We start from the raw sequence: 24,658 nt of genomic DNA on the forward strand, positions 1-24,658 counted from the left end.
TTTTTAGAAGTGATTTTAGAAGGTGACTTCGGCCGTGTTCATCGTGCCGCCCCGCCGGCCCGGTGCGTGCTGGCCGTTCCAGTAGAGGTTTGTGTGGGCGATCACCTGCTCCGGGGCGGGTGCGCCGTACGCGGTGAGGTTCTCCGTCGTGTGGGCGTCGGCGACCAGCGTCGCGTCGTAGCCCCGGACCAGGGCACCGTGCAGGGTCGAGCGGACGCAGAAGTCGGTCTGGGCGCCAGCGACGATCAGCCGGCCGACCGCGTGCCCCGCCAGCACGGACTCCAGGTCGGTGTCCTCGAAGGAGTCCCCGTAGCACTTGGCGACGAGGGGCTCGGTGTCGAGGCGCTTCAGTTCGGGGACGTACTCCCAGACCTCGGTGCCGGGGATCAGCTCCTCGTCCTGGTGCTGTATCCAGATCACCGGTACGTTCGCCGTGCGGGCCTTGCCGATCAGGGTGTTGATGTTGGCGATGACCTCGTCGCGGTTCGGCGAGCCCGGCACCATCACGCCGTTCTGTACGTCGATGACGAGCAGGGCGGTGTTCGGCCGTTGTGGCAGATTTGTCATGGCGTCCACAATATGGGATGCCGCTGACAGCGCTCGGCACTACGGTGACCCCATGAGCTCCCTGACCAGCGATGACTACAGCGATGACTACAGCGGAGATTACAGGGGTGACGACAGGGGTGATTACGTCATCCGTGCCATACGGCCCGACGACTGGCCCCTGGTGAAGCAGCTGCGGCTGGACGCGTTGCGGGATCCGGCCGCGCCGCTCGCCTTTCTGGAGAACTATGAGGATGCCGTGGCCAAGGCCGACGCGTTCTGGCAGGACAGAGCCGTCGGGTCGGGTGAGGGCTCCACGGCGGCGCGGCAGTTCATCGCCGAGGCGCCCGACGGGATGTGGGCCGGCTCGGTCACCGTACTCATCGAGGAGGCCGGGACGAAGGACTGGGCCGGGTATGCCATCGAGCGTCGGCAGGGGCATGTCGTGGGGGTGTACGTGCGGCCCGAGCACCGTGGGAACGGGCTGATCAAGACCCTGTTCGACGCCGGTGTGGCGTGGGCGAGGGAACGGGGTGCGGAGCGGGTGCGGCTGCTGGTGCATGAGCAGAACGCGCGGGCCCAGGGGGCCTACCGCAAGGTGGGGTTCGTGCCGAGCGGGGTGGTCGTGCCGTTCTTCAAGGATCAGGCGGAGACCGAGTGGGAGTTCGTTCTGGAGTGGCCGACCTAGACCGGCAGTTCCCGGTGGGGCCAGCGGGAGCGGGCCTGTTCGCGGGAGCGGAGCAGGGCGAGGGTCGGCAGGCCCTGGTTGGTCCCGGTGGCGAGCAGGTCCGGGAGTTGGGGGAGCGGGGCCACGGCCGCGATGTCGTCCAGGATCAGGGTGAGTGGTGGGTCGAGCCGACCGGAGGATGACCGTTCGGCCATGCGCCGGCCGCGCTCGACCACGCTCGAGACGAGGGCCGTCAGCAGCGGCATGGCGCCGGGATTGCTCTTGGGGTCCTCGATGGATTCACCGACCACATAAAGCGTGCCCCCTTCGTGGACGAAGGAATCCAAGACGAGCGCATCAGTTCGGTTGGGGGTGCAGGCTTCGCGGATGTTGACCGTGGAGAGGGCGGACAGGGCTCGGCTGGTCAACTCCTGTGCGATGTCCCGGCGTTCGGGGTGCGCGGTGAGTGCGGCCTCCAGTTCGCCGGCGGCGCCGGGGGCGGCCTTGGGATGGGTGCGGAGGGCGCGTACGGCGTCCTGGATCTGGTTGCCCTGGGACCAGCGGTGGACGTGGCGGATGGTGCGGTTCTCCAGAGCGGCGGCGTGAAGGTAGCTCCGGAGGAGGGTTGTCGCCGTGTCCACGACCGCCTGGTCGAGTTTGGCCGTGGGTTGTACGGGGGCGAGGAGAGCGGTGGCTCTGCTCAGTGCGGTTTGTCTGTCCTCGCAGCCCGTTGTGAGGGACCAGTGGAGGCGGGCCGGGGTGTCGCAGAGGTGGGTGGGGTCGTAGAGGAGGGTGGGGCCCAGTTTGGCTCTGGTGTCCTTTGTCTCCGCCCAGAGGGCCGGATTCGAGGTGACCAGGAGGATGGGGCCTTCCGCGTCGCGTACGGCCTGGGCGGCGGCCGTCTGGCGGGCTGCGGGCGGGCTGTAGATCACCGCGCCTTCGGCGCGGTTCGGCTCCCTCCCGCCCGTCCGTTCACCGAGGGGCACCGTCGGTGCGGGCACCGTCTCGGTGCGCGGGAGTGGGACCTCGTAATGCGGGAGCGGGACCTCGTACCGCTGCTCGGTCGGCACAGCCGGCTGCACGACAGCCTCGATGGGCGCGGTCGGTTGCACGACAGCCTCGATGGGCGCGGTCGGCTGCACGACAGCCTCGGTCGGCGTCGCCCGCTGCACGGCGTTCTCGGTCGGCGCTGCCCGCCGCACGGCCCCCCTGGCTGCCGTAGCCCGGCGTGCCCGTCCCGCTCGCCATCTCGCCACGGTTCCGATCACGAACACGGTGAGGACGAACAGAGCCATCAGCTGGCCGGTGAACAGGCCCCAGAAGAGGCCCCAGCCGGAGAGCTGGGAGGCGGGGGTGTTGGGCCAGGCGCCGGTGATGTCGTGGGGTGCGCCGATCAGGTGGCGCATGGCCAGGGGGGTGCGGGTGAAGGTGACGGCGTGGGGCCAGGCGCCCTTGGCGAAGAGGCCCGCGAGGCCTGTGGCCGTCCACACCAGCACGGTCATGCCGATGAGGAACGCGAGGATGCCGATGAGCAGACCGTCGGGGATGCCGCCCTGGCCCGCCCGGCGGTCCTCGCGGCGATCGCGAGCGTCCGGTCTCACCCGTTCCTCCCCAGTGCCTGTGCCTGTGTCCCGTGCCTGTGTCCCTACGCCACCGTCGATTCGGAGTCGCCCAGATGCTGTTCCACGAAGGCCGCCGCCCGCTGCTCGGCCTCCAGCTCGGCGGCGCGCAGGGCGTCGTCGGCCGTGAGGTCGCTGGAGGACTCGGTCATCGCGCGGTCGGTGAAGACCAGGGGGCGTTCCGTCTCCGTGACCAGGTGTTTGACCACCTGGACGTTGCCGTTGACGTCCCAGACGGCGATGCCGGGCGTCAGCGTCGGAATGATTTCCACCGCCCACCTCGGCAAACCCAGTACCCGGCCGGTGGCCCGTGCCTCATCGGCCTTCTGGGCGTAGATGGTGCGGGTCGAGGCCATCTTCAGGATCGCCGCCGCCTCCTTGGCCGCGGCTCCGTCGACCACGTCGGACAGGTGGTGGACGACCGCGACGAAGGACAGGCCGAGCCGACGGCCGAACTTGAGCAGGCGCTGGAACAGCTGGGCCACGAAGGGGCTGTTGATGATGTGCCAGGCCTCCTCGACCAGGAAGATGCGCTTCTTCCGGTCGGGGCGGATCCAGGTGTGCTCCAGCCATACGCCGACGATCGCCATGAGGATGGGCATGGCGATGGAGTTGCGGTCGATGTGGGAGAGGTCGAAGACGATGAGGGGGGCGTCGAGGTCGATGCCGACCGTGGTCGGGCCGTCGAACATGCCTCGCAGGTCACCGTCGACCAGCCGGTCCAGGACCAGGGCGACGTCCAGGCCCCAGGCCCGTACGTCGTCTATGGCGACGTTCATCGACTCGGCCGACTCCGGCTCCGGGTGGCGTAGCTGCTCCACGATGTCGGTGAGGACCGGCTGGCGGTCGAGGACGGATTCGTTGACGTAGGAGTGGGCGACCTTGAGGGCGAAGCCGGAGCGTTCGTCCAGGCCGTGGCCCATCGCGACCTCGATGATCGTGCGAAGCAGCGCGAGCTGGCCGGTGGTGGTGATCGCGGGGTCCAGGGGGTTGAGGCGGATGCCGTGGTCCAGGGCCGCGGTCGGGTCGAGCCGGATGGGAGTTATCCCCAGCTCCTCCGCGATCAGATTCCACTCGCCGACGCCGTCCTCGCCCTGGGCGTCCAGGACGACGACCTGGCGGTCCTTGAAGCGCAGCTGGCGCAGGACGTACGTCTTCTCCAGGGCCGACTTGCCGTTGCCGGACTCGCCGAGGACGAGCCAGTGCGGGGCCGGGAGCTGCTGGCCGTAGAGCTGGAAGGGGTCGTAGATGTAGCCCTTTCCGGAGTACACCTCGCGGCCGATGATGACGCCGGAGTCGCCGAGGCCGGGCGCGGCGGTGGGCAGGTAGACCGCCTGGGCCTGGCCTGTGGAGGTGCGTACCGGCAGCCGGGTCGTCTCGACCTTCCCGAACAGGAAGGAGGTGAAGGCGTCGGTGAGGACGGACAGCGGATCCCGCATCGGTGAATCAGCCCCTACCTTCGGATGCCGGTGGCGAAGGGAAGTGTGTTCACGAAGGCGCGGTGGTGCTCTCGGTCGCACCACTCCAGCTTGAGGTACGACTTGCCGGCGGAGGCCCTTATCGTGCGCTTGTCGCGGGCGAGGGCCTCCGGGGTGCGGGAGGAGACGGTGATGTAGCCGACGAGGTTCACGCCGGCGGCGCCACTCGCCAGGTCCTCGCCTCGCTGGTCGAGGCGGTTGTGAGCGGCGACGTCCCGGGGGTCCACGGTCCGGTTCATCTTGGCGGCGCGGGAGGCCTCGGCCTCGTCGTTGGTCTTCTCGGTCAGCATGCGTTCGATGGCTACCTCGGTGGGTTCGAGATCCATCGTGACGGCGACCGTTCGGATGACGTCGGGGGTGTGGACGAGGAGGGGCGCGAGGAAGTTCACGCCCACCGGGGTCATGGGCCACTCCTTCACCCAGGCGGTGGCATGGCACCAGGGGGCGCGGGTGTACGACTCCCGGGTCTTGGCCTGGAGGTAGGTGGGCTCCATGGCGTCCAGCTCGGCCGGCCAGGCGTTGCGCTGGGTCATGGCCTGGATGTGGTCGATGGGGTGGTCGGGGTCGTACATGGAGTGGATGAGGGAGGCCAGCCGCCCCTGGCCGAGCGGCTGCCGTACCCGGATGTCGGCTTCCTGGAGCCGGGAACAGATGTCGGTCAGCTCGCGGGCCATGACGACGGCGAGCCCGGCGTCCCGGTCGACCTTGCTGCCGTGGGCGCGGACGGCGCGGGCCATGGCGTGGGCCTCGGCAGCGAGTTCGCGGGTGTAGTGCATGCAGGCGACGAGGTAGGCACGGTGCTGCTCGCTGCTGGTGGACACCATGGACTGCAGCTGGTCGTAGGACCGCTGGAGCCAGTCGAGGGAGCGGCCGTCGCCGCGCAGGGCGACGTCCTTGGCGTGGGCGTCGGGGTCGGCGGGCAGCGTGCGGGCGAGCATCTGCAGCCGGGTCACGAACCCGTCGCCGTTGGCGACATGCTTGAGCAGGGTGCCGAACCGGTCGACCAGGGCCTCCTGGTCCTCGGAGTCGCGCAGGCCGACGCCGGGGCCTTCGATCTCGATGGCGGCGGTGACGGTCTTGCGGTCGGCGTGCAGCAGTACGGCGATCTCGTCGGGTCCGAAGGGCGCGGCGAGCCAGGTGATGCGGCCGATCCCGGGCGGCGGGCCGATCTCGACCTCCCGCCCGTCGAGCCGCGTCCCGGCCTCCATGACGCTCGACCGGTAGACGGCGCTGCCGCCCTTGATGGTCCGCTTGTAGCTGCGGTTGATCTCGAACCACTTGTAGAAGGTGCGGCGCTTGTACGGCACGTAGACCGCGGCGAGCGCGAGCAGCGGGAAGCCCGTCAGCAGCGCGATCCGCATGCTGAGGACCGGGACGAGGAGGCCGCACATCATGCCGAGGAACGCGCCGGCGATGATCAGCGCGATCTCGCCGGACTCGCGGTTCCGGCCGACGATCGCGTTCGGCCGGGCGCGGCCGATGAGATATGTACGGCGGGGCGTGACCGGATGGGACAGGTGGGACTCGGTCGTCAACGCCCTTCACCTCCCGTGCGGTTGATGTTGCGGGTGTTGCCGGCGTGCGGGGTGCTGGCGGGGCTGGGCGCGCGGGGCGCGGGTGTGGCGGAGGGGACGGCTCCGCCGCCCCCGGTGGGAGTACGGCTGCTGTGGGCGGCGACTCCGCCGGCGGCGGGGTTGGCGGGGCGAGGTGTGCTGCTGCCCTGGCCTCCCGCACCTCCGTTGCTGTCGGCGCGGGAGCTGTGGGTCTTGATGCCCTGGGCGACGAGGGTGGCGGGGGAGCTGATGACGGCGGCGGCCTTGCTCTCGGCGCCCTGCATGATGCGGTTGTTGCGGCCGTTCGCGATCTCGTCGCCGAAGCCGGGGACGAAGCGGTAGATCATTGCGCTGGCGAAGATGGCGAGCAGGATGATGGCGAGGCCGGAGACGACGGCGGAGAAGGAGTCGGGGCCGTTGCCGGAGGAGAGGGCGCCGGCGAGCCCGAGCACGATCACGATCACGGGTTTCACGAGAATGACCGCGATCATGATGCCGGCCCAGCGCCGCACGTGCCCCCACAGGTTCTTGTCGACGAGGCCCGCGTAGACGACGGTGCCGAGGAGGGCGCCGACGTAGAGGAGCGCGGCGCGGATGACCAGCTCCAGCCAGAGGACGCCGGCGGCGAGGATGCTGACCAGGGAGACGACGATCAGCATGATGGGGCCGCCGCCGATGTCGGTGCCCTTGTTCAGGGCGCCGGAGAAGGTGCCGAAGAACGTGTCGGCCTGGTCGCCGGTGGCTTTGGCGAGGACGTCGGTCACTCCGTCCGTCGCGGATACGACGGTGTACAGGATCAGGGGGGTGAAGGCGGAGGCGAGCACGGTGAGCCACAGGAAGCCGACGGCTTCCGAGATGGCGGTCGTGAGCGGCACGCCGCGTACGGCTCGCTTGGCCACGGCCAGGAGCCACAGCAGGAGCGTGAGGATCGTGGACGCGGCGAAGACGATGGCGTACTGCTGCAGAAACTTGGGATTGGTGAAGTCGACGTTGGCAGTCTCCTTCACGGCTTTGCTCAGTTTGGCGATGGTCCAGGAAGCGGCCTCGGCACAGCCCTTGGCGAGGGAGGACAAGGGGTCGAGGGTGTCGTTGAGGGGGGTATTGGTGGACCCGGACGAACCCTTGGAGCCGTGGTCTTCCTCGCAGAACTCCTTGGCGGCATCACGGATCAGCGCACAGGGGTCGCTGCTCTTCGTGGGCGATGGGGACGGCGAGGGTGCGGCGAAGGCGCGGGTGGCCAGCAGTACCGCGGCCGTCTGCATGACTGCGAGGATCGCCGTGATCCTGAGGGTGCGGTGGTTAGCGCGCATACGTGAACCCTCCGTACTCCTGGACGGCCTTCGTCATGTCCTCGGCGGTGGAAGCCTTCTGGTCGCGGCCCACGGGTACGGGCCCGTCCTTCTGCTGGAAGTCTCTGATCTTCCAGTCGTTGTCGGCCCACGTCAGCTGGTACGTCGTGGTGAACCAGCTCTCGGTCACGGGGTTCGTGGAGGCATCGCCCGAGAGGCCGAAGAGCGAGGTGTACCAGACCTCGACCGTGGCGGTGTCCGCTCCCGACGCGGTGACCTTGGTGCCGACGGGAATGACCCGGGAGATGAACGTCTGCCCCTTCGGCGCCGTACCGTCCTCAGTCAGGCCGATGTTGGAGAGGAACTTCGCGCTGGAGTACGCGTTGTCCATCGCCGATTGCCGAACGGGTGCGACGTCCGGCGCGTAGACCGTATTGACGATCTCGTGCCGTGTCGCGATGTTGAACATGTCTGCCGATCCCAACGCCACCGCATAATTCGCCGCCGCGCTCTGCGCCCCCTGCTCCGTACGGGCGAAGCCCGAAGGGATGGTGCCTGTCTTGGTTTCCACAGGGCGGGTGCCGGAGGGAGCTGTGGTGGAGGTCTGGGGTTGGGAGCCCTTGGTGGTCGAGTCGTTGGTGGAGGAGTGGTCGCCTCTGTTGGCGAATGCGATTGCTGCGATCAGGAGGACCACCACGCCCACCACGGTGACCAGGCTGCGGCAGGAGGCGCGGCGGGGTGTGCGGCGGGGGGCGCCGCCGTAGGGGTCGTTCTCGGGGAGGCGGGTGCGGGTGTGGCCCGTGCTGTCGCCGTAGTCGGGGTAGGACTGTTCGTCTCCGGGATTCATGCCGCTCCCTCACCCTCGTAGGCATACGACGGTAGGCGTGCTGGTTCCCGCGTGGGCGCGGTGTGGTGACTCGACATCAGCATCAGGGGGACGCAACCTCAGCCGGGAGAGGGAGGCGGGGCTAGACCGCCATGCCGTACACGATCGTGAACAGGGTGCCCAGGGAGCCGATGATGAAGACCCCGGTCAGACCGGCGATGATGAGGCCCTTGCCCTGTTCCGCGCTGAAGGTGTCGCGCAGGGCCGTGGCCCCGATGCGCTGCTTCGCCGCGCCCCAGACCGCGATGCCGAGGCACAGGAGGATGGCCACGGCCATGACCACCTCGATCATCACCTTGGCCTCGTTGCCCAGGCTGCCGAAGGGGCCCCAGTTCGGGGCGATCCCGCCGATGATGGTGTTGATGTCTCCCTTGTCGGCCGCAAAGAGCATGTAAGTCACCGCCCCTGGTGGGTAGTTCCGTCTGCCCCCTGCGGTGTGCAGAGGTCAGGCCTCATTGTCGCCGACAACGTCGCCAACGTATGTCGACTTGACGTCATTGACTGGCGGGTTTCGTACGAATAGCCCGTACGGTCACTCTATGTATCACGGCAGGTCACGCCGGGCAACGAGGTCCGACCGGAACCTGTCGTGTGGTTCTGTCGTTGTCCTCCTTTACGACCTGGCGCGGTTTCTGACGGCCGGTCGGGTGAGGCGTCGACACGATGTTCTCATGGCGGGGGCGCGGAAAACGGCCAAGGCCCCGGCGGTGTGGGTCGCCGGGGTCTTGACGTGCGGTGCGGCGGTGCGGCGGTGCGGTCAGCCGGTGAAGGCCGACGTGCCCTCCGGGGTACTCCAGCCGGTCGGGCCGTCGTAGCCCGATTGGGCGGTGCACAGATAGCTGGGGGAGCGGGTGCCGTTGTTGCCGCTGGTGACGTCGTTCAGGGCGGAGGCGCCGGCCGCGGCCGAGACGTCACCGGCTCCGTCCAGCCGTGGGAGGCGGAGGAGGACGTGGAGAGAGCCGTACCGTCCACCGCCGTCACGTACTTCGAGGCGGCCGGGTACTCGGCGCCGTAGCCCCCGTCGCCGGCGCTGATGGTGATGGCGACGCCCGGGTGGTTGAAGTAGGAGGAGTCGTACGACGTGTCCGACGACGACTCTCAGCCGCCGTAGCTGTTCGGCACGTACGTGGCGCCCAGCTTGACGGCCCCGTTCACGGCGGTGCCCAGGCCGGCGAGGGCGAGTGCGGCGGTGGCTGCGAAGGCGGTGCCGGGGCGGCGCCGGTGGCCGGGTGCGGCCGTGGATCTGTCTCACGGGAGTCGGACAGGGAAGACGGGCCGCGGCCGGCTGCCGTGGCCCGTCTTCCTTCCGTGCCGCCGAGGGGACCCCACGTCCCCCTCAACCGGCGGCTCCCCGTGACCCGACGGGGCGGATCAGGCGGTGCTCAGCTGGCGCCGAAGGCGGACGTGCCCTGTGGGGTGCCCCAGCCGGTCGGGCCGTCGTAGCCGGACCGCGCGGTGCAGAAGTACGACGTCGAGCAGGTGCCGTTGCTGCCGCTGGTGACGTCGTTCAGGGCGGAGGTGCCGGCCGCGTTGTACGGGTACCGGGCCGGGTAGTCGCTGCTGCCCGGGGTGCCGGCGAGGGCGTAGACCGAGGCGATGATCGGCGAGGAGGCGCTGGTGCCGCCGTAGGTGTTCCAGCCGGTGCCGTCGGAGCCGTAGGAGTCGTAGACCGAGACGCCGGTGGCGGGGTCGGCCACGGCGGACACGTCGGCGATCATGCGCTTGGAGCAGCCGCTGTCGGTCTGCCAGCTGGGCTTGGCGTCGTAGGCGGAGCAGCCGGAGCCGGTGCCCTCGGTGCTGGAGGTGTTCCAGACGCTCTCGGTCCAGCCGCGGCTGTTGGAGGAGGTCTTCAGGGCGGTGCCGCCGACGGCGGTCACGTACTTCGAGGCGGCCGGGTACTCGGCGCCGTAGCCCTCGTCGCCGGCGCTCGCGGTGATGGCGACGCCCGGGTGCTTGTAGTACGAGGTGTCGTACGTCGTGTCGGAGGAGGACTCCGAGCCGCCGTAGCTGTTGGAGACGAACTTGGCGCCCAGCTTGACGGCCTCGTTCACCGCGGTGCCCAGGTTGGCGTCGCTCGCGGACTTGGCCTCGACGAGCAGGATGTTGCAGTTCGGGCAGGTCGCGCTGACCATGTCGAGGTCGAGGGACTCCTCACCGGCCCAGCCGCTGTCGGCCGAGGGCAGGGAGGTGGTGGAGCCGGTCTGGGAGACCTTGGTGAAGCAGCCGTTGTCGCTGGTGCAGTCCGGCAGGCCGTAGTAGGACCGGTAGGTCGCGAGGTCGGCCTCGGCGTTCGGGTCGTCGTAGGCGTCGACGATGGCGACGGTCTCGCCCGAGCCGTTGGAGGAGGCGGCGGAGGCCAGGCCGTAGGCCGACTGGATGTCCGAGGGGCCGTAGCCGGTGGGGGAGTCGGACGCGGCGTTCGGCTTGACCGTCCTGGGCGCGATGCCCTTGAGCGCGGCCTGCTTCTCCATGAAGGCGGTGGTACCGCCGGTGACGCGCAGGGCGTCGCAGGCGGCGTAGCCCTTCTTCGGGGTGGCGCCGCACGCCTTCTCGTACCGCACATGGGCCTTGGCGACCTGGGCGGCTACGGCCTTGGCGCTCACCTTGTGGCTCGTGGCGGCGGTGTCCGCGCTGGCGTGGGCGGCGGTGCCGAGTCCGGCGACGACGAGCGCGGCGGCACCGAAGGCGGCCGAGCCGATCCGGGCCCATCTACCGCGTATGTGGGGGAAGTCGGGAGTGGTCGTACGCAAGGTACAGCCTCCTGGAAGTGGTGGACAGAGGCCTGCGGGTGTGGGGTTCCACCGATGGGTGACCGGTGGGGGCGGCGGCCCGCGACGACCTTCGCTTGTTGAGTACGCGACAACAAGGGGCTTTCGGAATCCTGACTCCCGCCTTACCCAAGACGGTTGACGGCTTACTGATCAATGGCCGTGTGCTGGCTCTGTGCTGGTTGCCGCTTGACCCTGTGCACAGCCTGGTCGCGGAGTGCGGGCTACGCGCGTAACTGCTCCAACCGCTCCGCTCTGGCTGCTCCAACTGCTCCAACTGCTCCAACTGCTCCGTGGCTGACGCGTGTTATCGCGGCCGGAGTCCGTTCAGCAGCAGGTGGACGTGTTCGGCCAGGCCGTTCATCGCTTCCTCGGCGTCCAGCGCGCAGCTGGCGATGAGCGCGGCGAGGCCGTGCAGGCTCGCGGCGGCGACCATGGTGATCCGCTCGGGGTCGCCCGGCACGATCTCGCCGCGCTCCTGGGCGTCGGCGACCATCCGGGTGAGGGAGCCGAGGGACTGGTCGACGGCCGCGGCGAGCCGGTCGGAGCTGTCGGGGTCGTGCTTGCGCGCGAACATCAGCTCCAGCAGCTCGGGGTTCTCGACGGCGAAGCCGAGGTAGGCGCGCGCCAGCGCGGTCATCCGCCCCTCGAAGTCGAGGCCGGGGTGCAGGGTGGCGGTGGTCAGGGCCCGGTTCAGGCGCTCGTATCCGTCCAGCGCGAGGGCGTCGAGCAGGGCCTGCTTGTCCTTGAAGTGCCGGCCGGGGGCCGCGTGGCTCACGCCGATGTCCCGGGCCAGCTCGCGCAGGGACAGGGCGCCGGCCCCCTTGTCCCGCAGGGTGCGCTCGGCGCTCTTGAGCAGGGCGGCGCGCAGGTCTCCGTGGTGGTAGGGACGGCTCGGGGGTGAGGAGGACGGGCGCGGCATGCGCACCATCGTATCGGGATGTTGTCGTTGACAGCTTTGTTGTCGATGCCTACATTCGGTGCATGGCTGATACGAAGTGGAACGTGACCCACCTGCCCGACTTCTCCGGCCGTACGGTCGTGATCACCGGCGCCAACAGCGGCCTCGGCCTCGTGACCGCCGAGGCGCTGGCCCGAGCCGGGGCGCATGTGGTGTTCGCCGTACGGGACCTCGCGCGGGGCGGCGCCGCCGCGGCGCGGGTGGGCGGCAGCACCGAGGTGCGCCGCCTGGACCTGGCCGACCTGGACTCGGTACGGGAGTTCGCGGACTCCTGGGACCGCCCCCTGGACCTGCTGATCAACAACGCGGGCGTGATGATGCTGCCGGAGCAGCGCACCAAGCAGGGCTTCGAGATGCAGTTCGGTACGAACCACCTCGGGCACTTCGCGCTGACCAACCTGCTGCTGCCGCGGGTGACGGACCGGGTGGTGACGCTGTCGTCCGGGCTGCACCGCGGAGGCGACGGAGTGATCCACTTCGAGGACGTGAACCTGCGGGGCCGCTACACCCCGACCCGCGCCTACGCCCAGTCCAAGCTGGCCAATCTCCTGTTCACCCTGGAGCTGCAGCGCCGCCTCACCGAGGCCGGATCCCCGGTCCGCGCCCTCGCCGCGCACCCCGGTTACGCGGCCACCAACCTCCAGAGCCACCATGCGAACCCCCTGGCCAGGGCCTTCATGGCTGTCGGCAACAAGGTCTTCGCGCAGAGCGACAAGGCCGGTGCTCTGCCCACTCTCTATGCCGCGAGCCAGGACCTCCCCGGCGCGTCCTACGTCGGCCCCGCCGGACTCGGCGAGATGCGTGGCGCCCCCACGCTGGTCGGCCGCAGCGCGGCGGCCAGCGACCCGGAGGCGGCCCGCCGGCTGTGGACGCTGTCGGAGGAGCTGACGGGAGTGACGTGGGGTCTGAAGCCGACCGTCTGAAGGTGACCGTCTGAAGCTGAAGTCGGACGCCTGAAGCTGAAGTCTGCCGCCTGAAGGGCGGGCGCGGGAGGCTGCGCTGTGGGCCGATTGTCAGAGCTGTAACGTAACGTAATCATCTGTGTTCGTAGTGCAAATGGAGGTGAGACGGAGGCGGGACAAGAAGGTGCCCAGTACGGTGGGTGACGTCGCTGCTGGCGACATGCCTCTGGACGGCCAAGCTCAGCCGCCGTAGGGAGGTTTCACAGGAAAATCTCAGTGAAGTCGGAGCGGGTTTCTCACTTTCGTGGGACAGAGTGAGGACTGATGGAGCGCATCTCACGCATCACGGTCACCTCGCGTCCCGCGTTGCTCGGCGCTGTGGTGATGCTCGCCCTGACGTCGGCGTCCGTGGCGACTGCCGATGACGGGCCGGGGCCCCTCGGGGTCACCGCCGACGTCGTCGCGACGCGGCAGACGGCGCGGGTCGGCGCGCTGTTCGGCGCGGACCGGGCCGACAGCCTGCGCGGCGGGCACTTCTGCACGGCCTCGGTCGTGCACAGCCCCCAGGGTGACCTCATCGTCACCGCCGCGCACTGCGTGAGCGACACCGGTACCGACCTGGTGTTCGTGCCTGGCTACCGGGACGGGAAGGCGCCGTTCGGGGTGTGGAAGGTGGGGCAGCGCTATCTGCCCGACGGGTGGGCCAAGGACCAGGACGAGGACAGCGACCTGGCCTTCGCCACCGTCGACGACGTGGACGACAAGCCGATCGAGGACGTGGTGGGAGCCAACCGGTTCATGGTCGGCACGGCCACCGGCGCCACCGCCGTGACCGTCATCGGCTACCCCGACTCCCGCGAGGCGCCCATCAGGTGCACCAACAAGCCGACCGCGCACAGCAGCACCCAGCAGCGCATCAACTGCCCTGCCTTCACCAGCGGCACCAGCGGCAGCCCCTGGATCAACGGCGACGGCCAGGTCGTCGGCGTCCTCGGCGGCCACGAGGAGGGCGGCTCGACGGACGACGTGTCGTACAGCGTGGCCCTGGGGAGAGAGGCGGCCGAGCTGTACAAGGACGCGACCGCCGAACCCTGACAGACCTCTGACAGACCTCTGAGAGAGATCCCTGACAGATCTCTGACAGATCCCTGAGACCCCCGGACCGCCCACTGGATCCGTGAGACATCCCGGACCGTCAACTGATCTTCGTGGCAAGGTGTGTCCGTGGATGCGCTCAAGCCTCAGGACCCGCCGTACATAGGCACACACACGCTGCTCGCCCGGCTCGGGGCGGGTGGGATGGGACAGGTCTATCTCGGGCGGTCGCCCGGCGGGCGGCTCGTCGCCATCAAGGTGATCCGGGACGAGATCACCGACCATCCCGAGGCACTGGCCCGGTTCCGCCGCGAGGTGGAGACGGCGCGGGCGGTCCGGAGTGCCTACACGGCCAACCTCATTGACGCCTCGTTGGACAGCGCCCCCTACTGGCTGGCCACGGAGTACGTCACCGGACCCACCCTCGCCCAGGCCGTCGCCGAACGCGGTCCGCTGCCCGCCGAGACCTGCCGCGCCCTGTGCGCCGCGCTCGCCGAGGGCCTCGCCGCGGTCCACGCACACGGCGTCACCCACCGGGACCTCAAACCGCAGAACGTCATCCTCGCCGCCCAGGGCCCGCAGCTCATCGACTTCGGCATCGCCCGCGGCGTCGGTCAGACCGCCCTCACCGACGCCGGGTTCGCGCCCGGCACACCCGGCTTCACCGCCCCCGAGGTGCTGCTGCGCAACGAGGTCGGTCCCCCGGCCGACGTGTTCGCCCTCGGCGCCACCCTCGCCTACGCGGCGACCGGCCGGGCACCCTTCGGCAACGGCGACCCGAACGGCGTCAGCTACCGCGCGGTCCACGAGCCCGTCGACCTGACCGGCGTCGCACCGGAGCTGGCCGCCCTGATCGAGGCATGCGTGGCCAAGGAGGCCGCCGCCCGGCCGGGGCTCGCCGAGGTGATCGCACGGTGCGGGGTGCGGTCCGCGCTCGTGGAGGACCCGTTCTACGCCGGCCTCGCCGCACTGGGCGAGGCCGCACCGCAGACCCCGACGCCGCCGGTACGGCAGCCGGTGGCGCCGCCAGCGGCTCCGCCGGTGGGGCCGCACGACCTGCCGACGGTGGGGCCGGCGCCGTACGGCCCGCCGGGTTACCCGCCCGGTTACACCCCCACTCAGATGACCCAGCCGGGCCGCCGCCCGGGCAAGCGGTGGCTGGCGGCCGTGGCGGTGGGGCTCGTGGTGGGCGCCGGCACGGCCACGGCGGCCGTGGTGCTCACCCAGCAGGGGGACGGCAAGGACGGCGCGGGAGGCCGGGCTTCCGCGAGTGCGCACGCCACTGCGTCCAAGGCGGCCGACGGCAAGGGCGGCGCGCCCGCCTACGCGGGTGACGACATCGACCGCACCTTCTGGCAGTCGTCGACGGGACGGTGCCAGCTGCCGGCCGAGGAAAGCGCGCCCGCCGGCTTCCTCACCTCCCTGTCCGACCCCGACGACCCCAGCAAGGGCGGGGAGCGCCCGGTCTTCGACCACAAGGTCAAGATCGGGTTCGGGACCAACGGCTACGCCTCGACCCCTGGGGAGTCCGGGACCCACGCCCCGTACTACGTGACCGTCAGCGTGAAGCCGCCGCACGAGATCGACTCGAGCACCGGAAAACCCGCCCCCGGAGTGCTCACGCAGAACGTGACCCTGGGGTACACCAGCAAGCCCGTGGACCTCTACGGCGGTGGCACGTCCGGCTGGAAGTACCTCACCTACCCGGACGACTTCCGTACCTGGCATCCGAACGGGAAGACGTCCTGGCCCGCCGTCCCGCTCGCCAACGATCCCGGTGACTGGACCGTCCAGTGGCACCACATCCGCACACCCCACGACTACAGCAGCGTCATGTGCGGTGGCTTCGCTGTGAAATGACGCCACATCACGCCGAAAGCGTCTTGAACCGCTCCGGCATGGGGGAAAGTTGAACCGTGCGGAAGGTATGGGTGGTTGGTGGGGCGGCCGTCGGGCTCGGGCTGAGCTTCGTCATGCTGCTCGTCGTCGGGGTGTACGTCGTCGCCGGGAACCTCCTCAACGGGGTCACGTCGGGAGGCCGGGGGCTTGCCAAGGGGGCCGTGCCGGCTGCCTACCAGTCGCTCGTGCAGAAGTGGGGCAACCTGTGCCCGGCGATCACCCCGGCGCTGCTCGCCGCCCAGTTGTACCAGGAGAGTGGCTGGAACCCGACCATCGTCAGCCCGGCCGACGCGCAGGGCATCGCGCAGTTCATCCCGAGCACCTGGGCCACGCACGGCATCGACGGCAACGGTGACGGCAAGCGGGACGTCTGGGACCCCAACGACGCGATTCCGTCGGCCGCTTCGTACGACTGCGAGTTGGCGAAGTATGTGAAGGACGTCCCGGGCAACGTCTCCGACAACATGCTCGCCGCCTACAACGCCGGTGCGTACCGCGTCATAAGGGCCGGCGGGGTCCCGGCCATCGCCGAGACGCAGGACTACGTCAAGCGGATCCGCAGCCTCTCACAGAGCTTCGCCGCGCCCGTCAGCCGGATCAGCCCCACCCAACAGGCCGCCGGTGCCATCGGGTTCGCCCAGAGCAAGCTCGGTACGCAATATCTGTGGGGCGGGGAGGGGACCGCTGAGCAGGGCGGGCGGTTCGACTGTTCGGGCTTGACGCAGGCCTCGTACGCGAAGGTGGGGATCACGCTTCCGCGGGTGGCCAACGACCAGTACAACGCCGGCCCGCATCCCTCGCGGGATCAGCTTCTGCCGGGTGATCTGGTGTTCTTCTCCACCGACCTCAGCGATTCGCGGGCCATCCATCACGTGGGTATCTATGTGGGCGGCGGGTACATGATCGACGCGCCGCGCACGGGGGCCGTCATCCGGTTCGATCCCATCGACACCTCCGACTACTTCGGCGCCACGCGCGTCACCGCGGATGGCGCGAAAGCGCTCCCCACGACGGTTTGAGCGGGTGTGCACCCTGCGTGAACCACCCCCCTGAGCTGCGATGATGAGTCTCTCTTCGATAACGTCTGGGTGATCATTCAGTGGAGTGTGGAACGTATTGATGGGGCTCATGCGTTCCTGTTGACGTACGCACACGAGGTGCGTCCGGTGGACGACGAAGGGGCCACAGCACCATGGCTGTACTCGCCGAATCCGGATCGAACCCCGACGTCGAACTGCTCTACGACATCAACGGCCTGGCCAAGGACGCCCCGCACTGGTTCGACCGGGCCATGGAGTTCGTCGGTGAGTACGGCCTGCTGCTCGCCATGGTCCTGCTGGTGCTGTGGTGCTGGTGGTCCGTGCGGCGCCGGGGCGGTGAGGACGCCGCGTCCTCCGTCGCCGCGCTGGTGTGGGCGCCGCTTGCGGCCGGCATCGCCTTGGCTGTCAACGTTCCGATCCGGGGCTTCGTGGAGCGCCCCCGGCCCTTCGTCGATCACCAGGGGCTGGACGTCCTCATCACCGGCAAGAGCGACTTCTCCTTCGTCAGCGACCACGCGACCATCACCATGGCGCTCGGAGTGGGGCTGTTCGTCGCCAACCGCCGCTTCGGCCTCGCGGGGATCGGGCTCGCGCTGCTGGAGGGGTTCTGCCGGGTGTACATGGGCGTGCACTATCCGACGGACGTCATCGGCGGGTTCGCGCTCGGTACGGCTGTCGCGCTGCTGCTGTCTCCGCTGGCCATGGCGCTGCTCACACCGCTGATGAGGGCGGTGGAGAGGGCGCCGCGGGTGGGGTGGATCGTACGGAAGCGGTCGGCGGGCGCGGCGCGCGAAGGCGCGTTGCACCCCGGCGCCCGCACGCCGGTGGAGTCGGAGGAGCGGGACCTGGCGGCGTAGCCCGTACTGCGGCTCCCCAAGGGGCGCGGGGCTGTACCGATATGCGGCTCCGCCGCGCGGGCGCGCGATCAGCCCCCACGCACCCGCAGCCGAAAGCGGCCGGGCCCGCGCCCCCTACAACCCCTGTGCGTAAGAGAAGAACCTCTGCGGGTCGTACTGCTGCTTCACCTTGCCCAGGCGGGTCGCCGCTTCCCCGTAATACGCCGCCCGCCAGTTCTTGAGCGTCGGGTCCGTGTAGTTCTGGTACGCAGCGCCGGAGGCGTAAGGCGCCATCGCCTGGTGGGCCGACGTGAGCCAGGACTGGGCCGAACCGCCGGAGGCCCCCGCTCCCCAGGACGCTATGTACTGGGCCAGCATCCGGGAGCGGCGGTGGACGAAGGCCGTCGCCGTCGGCGCGACGCGGTTGACCGCACCGCCCAGGGCCGTGAAGGCGATGCTGCCGGCGCCGCCCCGCACCGAGGTGATCTGGTTCAGCACCGTCTGGATGCCGGCCGCCGACAGCGAGCGGTCGAAGAAGTCCGAGCGAGCCGCGTACGTCTCCCGGCCCAGGCGGCCCTGCGGGGAGCGGCCGGGCGTGGAGCCGGGCAGGTGGCACTGGGCGTCGGTCGAGAAGGAGGAGCAGCCGGCGTAGATCTCCATCGCCTCCTCGTAGCCCCGGCGGCGCAGGGTGACGGAGGAGGCGTTGGCGCCGGCCGCGTGGGCCAGGCGGTCCACGGCGTTCTGCAGTTCGCCGTAGGTGCCGAGGGAGAAGCAGGCCACGGAGATCGAGGGGGTGCCGCCCGGGGAGCAGGAGAGGTGCAGGGAGGACCAGATCTCGTCGGGCTGGCTCGGGCCCCACTCCTGCCAGGCCTTCAGCACCGCGGCCGCCTTCGCCCACGGCCATGTCATGTACGCCGTCACCGCCTGGGGTGCCGCGTGGGTCTTGAACTGCAGCTCGGTGACCACCCCGAAGTTGCCGTTGCCCGCGCCGCGCAGCGCCCAGAAGAGGTCGGAGTGATTTTTCGCGTCAGCGGTCACCTGCGTGCCGTCGGCCGTGATCAGCGTCGCCTGGGTGAGGCTGTCGCAGGTCAGGCCGTAGGCGCGGGACGCGACGCCGTGGCCGCCGCCGAGCACCAGGCCGGAGACGCCGACGCTGGGGCAGGAGCCGGCGGGTATGGTCACGCCCTTCGCGGCCAGCGCCCGGTAGACGTCGATCAGCTTGGAGCCGGCGCCGACCACCGCCTGCCCGCCGCTGACGCGTATGCGGTTCAGCCGGGAGACGTCGAGGATGAGGCGGTTGTCGCCGGAGGAGTAGCCCGCGTAGGAGTGGCCGCCGTTGCGTATGGAGATCCGTATGTTGTGGGCCTGGGCGTAGGCCAGGGTGGTACGGATGTCGTCGGCGTGCGCCGCGTAGGCCACCGCGGCGGGCTTCAGGCCGTCGAAGCGGGTGTTGTACAGCTGGTGGGCCGTCCTCCAGGCCGCGTCGCCGGGCCGGACCAGGGTGCCGTCGAGGTCATGGGCGAGGTCCGTCCAGTTCGCGGCGGCGCTCACGCTGGTGGTCTTGAGGGCCGTGAGGGACGATGAGCCCGTGGCGGCGGACGTCGTGGACCTGCCCGAGCCCGAGCCGCACCCGGTCAGTGCGGTCGTGGCCAGTGCGACCGTGCCCCCCGCGATGAACGTACGCCGTTCCATGCCCATCGTCGTCCCTCACCTCTCCCCAGGCCCCCTTGGCCTTACGGGGGGTGAGATGACGGTGAGAGGCACATTGGTTCGCACGGTTCGCAACAGTTCGCACACAGGCAAACGAACGCCGAATACGTGTGCGCTTAACCCTGCCGTTGGCCCTGTCGTCGGAACCTCTATGTGCTCTCCCCGTAAGCATTCCGTGACCTTACCGGGCCGACGGCAGGGGTTCACCCGCCGTTCACTTCCGGCCATCGGCGGCTTCACCTGTTCTGCCTAATTTCGGCCGTGCACGGTGCGGAGCGCGGCCATTCATGCGCTCGGCCATATGAGCGCTCACAACCCTCGATACTTCGCACGCCGCCGACTGCGGCGGCTCCTGGAAGGAACTCCCGAAAGTGAAGCTTCAGCGCAAGAACCGGCTGCGCGCCCTGTCGCTCGGTGCGATCGCCGTCTCCGGCGCCCTGGCCCTGACGGCGTGCGGCTCCGACAACACCGGTGGCGGTTCGAAGGCCTCGGGCAACCCGTCCGGCGCGGCGAACGCCTCCGCGATCAAGTGTGACGGCGCCAAGGGGCAGCTGCTGTCTGACGGCTCTTCCGCGCAGAAGAACGCGATCGACGCCTGGGTGAAGAACTTCTCCCAGGCCTGTGGCGTGCGGATCAACTACAAGGCCGGCGGTTCCGGCGCCGGTGTGACCTCGTTCACCCAGGGTCAGATCCCGTGGGCCGGTTCCGACTCCGCGCTGAAGCCCGAGCAGGTCGCCGCCTCCAAGAAGGTCTGCGCCGGCGGCGGCCAGGGCATCGACCTCCCGATGGTCGGCGGCCCGATCGCCCTCGGTTACAACCTGAACGGCGTGGACAACCTGGTCCTGGACGCCCCCACCATCGCCCAGATCTTCGACGGCAAGATCAAGAACTGGAACGACCCGGCGATCGCGAAGCTGAACCCGAAGGCGAAGCTTCCCGACCTGAAGATCCAGGCCTTCCACCGCTCGGACGACTCCGGCACCACGGACAACTTCACCAAGTACCTGAAGGCCGCCACCCCGGAGAACTGGAAGTACTCGGGTGGCAAGACCTGGCAGGCGAGCGGTGGCCAGTCCGCCGCCCAGTCCTCCGGTGTGGCCCAGCAGGTCAAGCAGACCAACGGCGCCATCGGCTACTTCGAGCTGTCCTACGTCGGTGACGGCATCAAGGCCGCGAGCATCAACACCGGTGCCGCCCAGCCGGTCGCCCCCAGCACCGACAGCGCCACCAAGGCCATCGCCGACGCCAAGATCGTGGGCACCGGCAAGGACCTGTCGCTGAAGCTGAACTACACCACCAAGGCCGAGGGTGCCTACCCGATCACCCTGGTGACCTACGAGATCGTCTGCGACAAGGGCAACAAGGCCGACACCCTGCCCACCGTCAAGTCCTTCCTCAACTACATCGCCTCCGAGGACGGCCAGAAGATCCTGAGCGGCATCAGCTACGCGCCGATGCCCGAAGAGATCATCAGCAAGGTCCGCACCACCATCGCGGGCCTGAGCTGACCTGATCCGAGAGTGCGGCCCGGTTCCCACGGCCTCCCCGCGGGCCGGGCCGCACCGTCCGGTGCACCGCCGCCACGAGCCGCCCACCCCACCGGGTGAGAGGCTCCGCAGACCGGAGAACCCTGATGGACATATCGACCAAAACAACTGACGCATCTCCCCCCACCCCCCAGCCCGCCGCCGTCGGGAAGCACGGTGCCGCGCACACCAAGACCCGCCCCGGCGACCGTGTCTTCCTGGGCCTTTCCCGAGGCTCGGGCATCTTGCTGTTGGTGATCATGGCCGCGATCGCGGTCTTCCTCACCTACCGTGCGTCCCTCGCGATCAGCAAGGACCACGGGAACTTCCTGACCACGTTCGAGTGGAACACCAACCTCATCCCGCCGACCTTCGGCATCGCCGTCCTGGCCTTCGGCACGGTGGTCTCCTCGATCATCGCCATGGTCCTGGCCGTGCCGGTCGCCGTCGCGATCGCGCTGTTCCTCACCCACTACGCCCCGCGCAGGCTGAGCGGTCCCGTCGCGTACGTGATCGACCTGCTCGCCGCAGTGCCGTCCATCGTCTACGGCCTGTGGGGCGCCCTGGTGCTCGTACCGCACATGAACGGCCTGTTCGGCTGGCTGAACGACTACCTCGGCTGGACCGGCATCTTCTCCTGGGACGGCGGCGCGCCCCGCTCGATGCTGACCGTCGGCATCCTGCTCGCGATCATGATCCTGCCGATCATCACCAACGTGAGCCGCGAGGTCTTCCGCCAGGTCCCGCAGATGCACGAGGAGGCCGCCCTCGCCCTCGGCGCCACGCGCTGGGAGGTGATCCGCATGGCCGTACTGCCCTTCGGCCGCTCCGGCGTGATCTCCGCCTCCATGCTCGGCCTCGGCCGCGCCCTCGGCGAGACGATGGCCGTCGCCACCGTGCTCTCCCCGGACTTCGACATCCACGCCAGCCTGCTCAACCCGGGCGGCGGCACCTTCGCCCAGAACATCGCCAGCAAGTTCGGTGAGGCGACGCAGGACGGCCGTGACGCGCTCATCGCCTCCGGCCTCATCCTGTTCGTGATCACCCTGCTGGTCAACGGCGCGGCCCGCGCGATCATCGCCCGCCGCAAGGAGTACTCGGGGGCCAACGCATGAGCACCGCAGCCGTCACCGGCAAGCGTCCCAGCACGCTGCGCAGCGCCAGCCTGCCGAAGTGGTCGCCCTGGGCGATCGCCGCCGGCTCCCTCGTGGTCGCCGTGGGCATCGGTATGGGCGCCGGCCTCAGCAGCAAGATCGAGTGGGGCCTGATCGCCGTGCTGCTCTTCGTCTTCGGAACCTTCGCCGTCGCGGCGAAGGTCGAGGGCAAGCGGCAGGCCAAGGACCGCGTCGTCACCGCCCTGGTCTGGGTGGCCTTCCTGCTCGCGCTGATCCCGCTGGTGTCGCTGATCTGGACCACCGTCAAGCGCGGTGTGAAGGTCCTCGACCCCTACTTCCTCACCCACTCGATGGGCATCGTCGCCGACTCCGAGCCGGGCGGCGGCATCTATCACGCGATCATCGGCAGCCTGGAGCAGGTCGGCCTCGCCACCCTGATCGGCGCCCCGATCGGCGTGCTCACCGCCATCTACCTGGTGGAGTACGGCCGTGGCGGCCTCGCCCGCGCGGTCACCTTCTTCGTCGACGTGATGACCGGTATCCCCTCCATCGTGGCGGGTCTGTTCATCCTCAGCCTCATGCTGATGTCCGACATGCAGCCCTTCGGCTTCGCCGGCTCGCTGGCCCTGGCCATCCTGATGATGCCGGTCGTCGTCCGCTCCACGGAGGAGATGCTCAAGCTCGTCCCGAACGAACTGCGTGAGGCGTCCCTGGCGCTCGGCGTGCCCAAGTGGCGCACCATCCTGAAGGTGGTCCTGCCGACCTCCATCGGCGGCATCACCACGGGCATCATGCTGGCGATCGCCCGTATCGCGGGCGAGACGGCTCCGATCCTGCTGCTGGTGTGGGGCAACAGCTTCATCAACAACAACCCGTTCTCGGGTGCCCAGCAGGCGCTGCCGCTGTACATCTACCAGCAGTACGCGAACAGCTCGGGCTCTACGGCGGCCTACGACCGTGCCTGGGCGGCGTCTCTCACGCTGATCGCCTTCGTGATGATCCTCAACCTGGTGGCTCGCGGCATCGCCCGCTGGAAGGCCCCGAAGACCGGTCGCTAAGGCGACAATTTCCGGCTCCGCCGGGCGGGGCCCCCTCAGCGACCGAGCTTGAATTTCTGGAAGTGAAGTAGACGACATGGCCAAGCGAATCGACGTAAGCGGACTGACCGCCTACTACGGCTCCCACAAGGCGATAGAAGACATCTCGATGACCGTCGAGCCGCGTTCGGTGACGGCGTTCATCGGCCCTTCCGGCTGCGGCAAGTCGACGTTCCTGCGCACGCTGAACCGGATGCACGAGGTCACCTCCGGTGGCCGCGTCGAGGGCAAGGTGCTGCTGGACGACGAGGACCTGTACGGCCCGGGCGTCGACCCGGTGTCCGTCCGCCGCGAGGTCGGCATGGTGTTCCAGCGCCCGAACCCCTTCCCCACGATGTCGATCTTCGACAACGTGGCGGCGGGTCTGCGCCTGAACGGCGACTACAAGAAGAGCCAGCTGAACGAGATCGTCGAGAAGTCGCTCAAGGGCGCGAACCTCTGGAACGAGGTCAAGGACCGCCTGAACAAGCCGGGCTCCGGCCTCTCGGGCGGCCAGCAGCAGCGCCTCTGCATCGCGCGGGCGATAGCGGTCGAGCCGAAGGTCCTCCTCATGGACGAGCCCTGCTCGGCCCTGGACCCGATCTCCACGCTCGCCATCGAGGACCTGATCGGCGAGCTGAAGGAGCGCTTCACGATCGTCATCGTGACGCACAACATGCAGCAGGCTGCGCGCGTCTCGGACCGTACGGCGTTCTTCAACCTGTCGGCGGTCGGCCAGCCGGGCCGCCTGATCGAGATCGACGACACCGAGCGCATCTTCTCCAACCCGTCGGTCCAGGCCACGGAGGACTACATCTCCGGCCGCTTCGGCTGACGGACGCCGCCGCTTCGGCTGAGCCGACGCCGGTGTCATAGAACCCCTCGCGGTGCTGCATGGCGGTGCCACCGCGAGGACGCAAGAGGGCCCGCCCCTGGCTCCCGGGGGCGGGCCCATTGCATTCGGCTTCAGCAGCGGTTCCGGCCCTTACGGATTGAGGTCCAGCACGCGGACCGGCTCGCCGATCCACCGGTCCGGGGTGGTGGTGGCGACGATCGCTCCGTCGGGGCGGTCCGGGGTGGGCTGAGCGGCGTACTGGCACTGTGCCGCCGACCACGTGTTCTGCCGGGCTACGGCCAGTGCGGCGGGCAGGTCCAGGTCCAGGACGGTGATGGCGGGCAGGGCGGCGAGATGCTCCGCCGTACCGGGACGGGCCCGGTCTGCTTCGACCAGTGCGCACGCCGGGGCGTACAGATACCAGCCGGCTTCCACGTGGGCGCGGTGGATCAACCGGGACGCAAGGGCATTGCCACGGTCGGCTGCGGCCATGGCGGTGTCGTCCAGAACGATGTGCAGCGCGTCACTCACCGGGCCGCCGCCTGGGCCAGCCGACGGTCCAGCTCGCTGTCGAGGTCCCGTTCCTCCGCAGGACTGGGCGCGTAGCCGGTCCACTCCTTCAAGGCGGCACGGGCCTGCTCGGCCCGCTCGGCACGCTCAGCGGGGGTGAGCAGGGTTTCGGCGAGCCGGGCCAGGTAGGCGCGCAGCGACATCCCTTCGGCTGCCGCTATGGCGGCGAGCCGGTCCCGGGCTTCCTCGGGGATACGGACGTTGGCATCGGCCATCATCGGACTCCTCTGCGCGGCCGTGGGTACGGGTACGTACCCGTACCCTACGGGTGAGGTGGCGCACGCCAA

General features: G+C 69.4%; 22 protein-coding genes and 1 pseudogene. 10 read left to right on the forward strand and 13 right to left on the reverse strand.

What is annotated here, in order from left to right:
- Positions 1–15: 15 nt before the first annotated feature.
- The gene (locus M878_RS71205; protein WP_023549065.1) at positions 16–567 is read right to left on the reverse strand and encodes a cysteine hydrolase family protein; all 552 of its coding nucleotides are present in this window, start codon (positions 565–567) and stop codon (positions 16–18) included.
- Positions 568–619: 52 nt separating this feature from the next.
- Here M878_RS71205 and M878_RS71210 point away from each other — a divergent pair, with 52 nt between their 5' ends.
- Complete coding sequence (locus tag M878_RS71210) at positions 620–1,234, forward strand: GNAT family N-acetyltransferase (protein WP_023549067.1); 615 nt, start codon at positions 620–622, stop codon at positions 1,232–1,234.
- Here M878_RS71210 and M878_RS71215 read toward each other — a convergent pair.
- From M878_RS71215 to M878_RS71250, 9 genes and pseudogenes are all read right to left on the reverse strand, one after another.
- On the reverse strand, positions 1,231–2,814 hold the full coding sequence (locus M878_RS71215) for a type IV secretory system conjugative DNA transfer family protein (RefSeq protein WP_023549069.1): 1,584 nt from the start codon (positions 2,812–2,814) through the stop codon (positions 1,231–1,233). The genes M878_RS71210 and M878_RS71215 overlap by 4 nt on opposite strands.
- A 44-nt stretch (positions 2,815–2,858) precedes the next feature.
- Positions 2,859–4,271: an ATP-binding protein gene (locus tag M878_RS71220; RefSeq protein ID WP_023549071.1), complete on the reverse strand. Its 1,413-nt coding sequence runs from the start codon at positions 4,269–4,271 to the stop codon at positions 2,859–2,861.
- A gap of 14 nt (positions 4,272–4,285) precedes the next feature.
- On the reverse strand, positions 4,286–5,845 hold the full coding sequence (locus M878_RS71225) for an SCO6880 family protein (protein WP_023549073.1): 1,560 nt from the start codon (positions 5,843–5,845) through the stop codon (positions 4,286–4,288).
- Entirely contained in the window at positions 5,842–7,173 is a 1,332-nt protein-coding gene (locus M878_RS71230; protein WP_023549075.1) for a hypothetical protein, read from the reverse strand. Before M878_RS71230 ends, M878_RS71225 begins: the two co-directional genes overlap by 4 nt.
- Positions 7,163–7,999: a DUF8175 domain-containg protein gene (locus M878_RS71235; RefSeq protein WP_023549077.1), complete on the reverse strand. Its 837-nt coding sequence runs from the start codon at positions 7,997–7,999 to the stop codon at positions 7,163–7,165. The genes M878_RS71230 and M878_RS71235 overlap by 11 nt, the downstream gene beginning before the upstream one ends.
- A gap of 121 nt (positions 8,000–8,120) precedes the next feature.
- Positions 8,121–8,429, reverse strand: coding sequence for a hypothetical protein (locus M878_RS71240; RefSeq protein WP_009189392.1), 309 nt, complete (start codon positions 8,427–8,429; stop codon positions 8,121–8,123).
- A 366-nt stretch (positions 8,430–8,795) separates the two neighbouring features.
- Positions 8,796–9,217: pseudogene (locus tag M878_RS000000100065) on the reverse strand (peptidase S8); the annotation flags it as partial.
- A 203-nt stretch (positions 9,218–9,420) separates the two neighbouring features.
- A complete protein-coding gene (locus tag M878_RS71245) occupies positions 9,421–10,788 on the reverse strand; it encodes a S53 family peptidase (RefSeq protein ID WP_023549079.1) in 1,368 nt (455 codons plus the stop codon).
- A gap of 325 nt (positions 10,789–11,113) precedes the next feature.
- Positions 11,114–11,737, reverse strand: coding sequence for a TetR/AcrR family transcriptional regulator (locus M878_RS71250; protein ID WP_023549081.1), 624 nt, complete (start codon positions 11,735–11,737; stop codon positions 11,114–11,116).
- Between the two features lie 53 nt (positions 11,738–11,790).
- Between M878_RS71250 and M878_RS71255 the strand changes: the two genes are divergently transcribed.
- From M878_RS71255 to M878_RS71275, 5 genes are all read left to right on the forward strand, one after another.
- Positions 11,791–12,690 carry an oxidoreductase gene (locus M878_RS71255; RefSeq protein WP_031225440.1) on the forward strand — a complete coding sequence of 300 codons (900 nt, stop codon included), beginning with the start codon at positions 11,791–11,793 and terminating at the stop codon, positions 12,688–12,690.
- Positions 12,691–12,993: 303 nt separating this feature from the next.
- A complete protein-coding gene (locus tag M878_RS71260; protein WP_023549085.1) occupies positions 12,994–13,764 on the forward strand; it encodes a trypsin-like serine peptidase in 771 nt (256 codons plus the stop codon).
- Between the two features lie 129 nt (positions 13,765–13,893).
- Positions 13,894–15,624 (forward strand): serine/threonine-protein kinase, encoded by a 1,731-nt coding sequence (locus M878_RS71265; protein ID WP_031225441.1) that lies wholly within the window; start codon positions 13,894–13,896, stop codon positions 15,622–15,624.
- 113 nt (positions 15,625–15,737) lie between these two features.
- Positions 15,738–16,682 carry a bifunctional lytic transglycosylase/C40 family peptidase gene (locus M878_RS71270; protein ID WP_078630644.1) on the forward strand — a complete coding sequence of 315 codons (945 nt, stop codon included), beginning with the start codon at positions 15,738–15,740 and terminating at the stop codon, positions 16,680–16,682.
- Positions 16,683–16,855: 173 nt separating this feature from the next.
- Positions 16,856–17,560 (forward strand): phosphatase PAP2 family protein, encoded by a 705-nt coding sequence (locus M878_RS71275; protein ID WP_023549091.1) that lies wholly within the window; start codon positions 16,856–16,858, stop codon positions 17,558–17,560.
- Between the two features lie 114 nt (positions 17,561–17,674).
- Here the strand turns inward: M878_RS71275 and M878_RS71280 are convergent, their stop codons facing one another.
- A complete protein-coding gene (locus M878_RS71280) occupies positions 17,675–19,231 on the reverse strand; it encodes an FAD-binding oxidoreductase (protein WP_031225442.1) in 1,557 nt (518 codons plus the stop codon).
- Between the two features lie 389 nt (positions 19,232–19,620).
- Between M878_RS71280 and pstS the strand changes: the two genes are divergently transcribed.
- The 4 genes from pstS (at position 19,621) to pstB (ending at position 23,801) form a co-directional block, all read left to right on the forward strand.
- A complete protein-coding gene (gene pstS / locus M878_RS71285; RefSeq protein ID WP_023549095.1) occupies positions 19,621–20,757 on the forward strand; it encodes a phosphate ABC transporter substrate-binding protein PstS in 1,137 nt (378 codons plus the stop codon).
- Between the two features lie 125 nt (positions 20,758–20,882).
- Positions 20,883–21,890 carry a phosphate ABC transporter permease subunit PstC gene (gene pstC / locus M878_RS71290; protein WP_023549097.1) on the forward strand — a complete coding sequence of 336 codons (1,008 nt, stop codon included), beginning with the start codon at positions 20,883–20,885 and terminating at the stop codon, positions 21,888–21,890.
- Positions 21,887–22,948, forward strand: a complete 1,062-nt coding sequence (gene pstA, locus M878_RS71295; protein ID WP_023549099.1) for a phosphate ABC transporter permease PstA — start codon at positions 21,887–21,889, stop codon at positions 22,946–22,948. Before pstC ends, pstA begins: the two co-directional genes overlap by 4 nt.
- Before the next feature lie 76 nt (positions 22,949–23,024).
- The gene (pstB, locus tag M878_RS71300) at positions 23,025–23,801 is read left to right on the forward strand and encodes a phosphate ABC transporter ATP-binding protein PstB (protein ID WP_023549101.1); all 777 of its coding nucleotides are present in this window, start codon (positions 23,025–23,027) and stop codon (positions 23,799–23,801) included.
- A 150-nt stretch (positions 23,802–23,951) separates the two neighbouring features.
- Here the strand turns inward: pstB and M878_RS71305 are convergent, their stop codons facing one another.
- Complete coding sequence (locus M878_RS71305; protein ID WP_023549103.1) at positions 23,952–24,332, reverse strand: PIN domain-containing protein; 381 nt, start codon at positions 24,330–24,332, stop codon at positions 23,952–23,954.
- Positions 24,329–24,586, reverse strand: coding sequence for a hypothetical protein (locus tag M878_RS71310; protein ID WP_031225443.1), 258 nt, complete (start codon positions 24,584–24,586; stop codon positions 24,329–24,331). Before M878_RS71310 ends, M878_RS71305 begins: the two co-directional genes overlap by 4 nt.
- Between the last annotated feature and the right edge of the window lie 72 nt (positions 24,587–24,658).

Origin of the sequence: Streptomyces roseochromogenus subsp. oscitans DS 12.976, assembly GCF_000497445.1 — a bacterium.
GTDB classification, from domain to species: Bacteria; Actinomycetota; Actinomycetes; order Streptomycetales; family Streptomycetaceae; genus Streptomyces; species Streptomyces oscitans.

Bases quoted from the DNA above. Each gene is read 5' to 3' on its own strand.
- M878_RS71205 (WP_023549065.1), bottom strand. From the start codon at position 567: ATGACAAATCTGCCACAACGGCCGAACACCGCCCTGCTCGTCATCGAC.
- M878_RS71210 (WP_023549067.1), top strand. From the start codon at position 620: ATGAGCTCCCTGACCAGCGATGACTACAGCGATGACTACAGCGGAGAT.
- M878_RS71220 (WP_023549071.1), bottom strand. From the start codon at position 4,271: ATGCGGGATCCGCTGTCCGTCCTCACCGACGCCTTCACCTCCTTCCTG.
- M878_RS71230 (WP_023549075.1), bottom strand. From the start codon at position 7,173: ATGCGCGCTAACCACCGCACCCTCAGGATCACGGCGATCCTCGCAGTC.
- M878_RS71235 (WP_023549077.1), bottom strand. From the start codon at position 7,999: ATGAATCCCGGAGACGAACAGTCCTACCCCGACTACGGCGACAGCACG.
- M878_RS71240 (WP_009189392.1), bottom strand. From the start codon at position 8,429: ATGCTCTTTGCGGCCGACAAGGGAGACATCAACACCATCATCGGCGGG.
- M878_RS71250 (WP_023549081.1), bottom strand. From the start codon at position 11,737: ATGGTGCGCATGCCGCGCCCGTCCTCCTCACCCCCGAGCCGTCCCTAC.
- M878_RS71255 (WP_031225440.1), top strand. From the start codon at position 11,791: ATGGCTGATACGAAGTGGAACGTGACCCACCTGCCCGACTTCTCCGGC.
- M878_RS71260 (WP_023549085.1), top strand. From the start codon at position 12,994: ATGGAGCGCATCTCACGCATCACGGTCACCTCGCGTCCCGCGTTGCTC.
- M878_RS71270 (WP_078630644.1), top strand. From the start codon at position 15,738: ATGCTGCTCGTCGTCGGGGTGTACGTCGTCGCCGGGAACCTCCTCAAC.
- M878_RS71275 (WP_023549091.1), top strand. From the start codon at position 16,856: ATGGCTGTACTCGCCGAATCCGGATCGAACCCCGACGTCGAACTGCTC.
- M878_RS71280 (WP_031225442.1), bottom strand. From the start codon at position 19,231: ATGGAACGGCGTACGTTCATCGCGGGGGGCACGGTCGCACTGGCCACG.
- pstC (WP_023549097.1), top strand. From the start codon at position 20,883: ATGGACATATCGACCAAAACAACTGACGCATCTCCCCCCACCCCCCAG.
- pstA (WP_023549099.1), top strand. From the start codon at position 21,887: ATGAGCACCGCAGCCGTCACCGGCAAGCGTCCCAGCACGCTGCGCAGC.
- pstB (WP_023549101.1), top strand. From the start codon at position 23,025: ATGGCCAAGCGAATCGACGTAAGCGGACTGACCGCCTACTACGGCTCC.
- M878_RS71310 (WP_031225443.1), bottom strand. From the start codon at position 24,586: ATGGCCGATGCCAACGTCCGTATCCCCGAGGAAGCCCGGGACCGGCTC.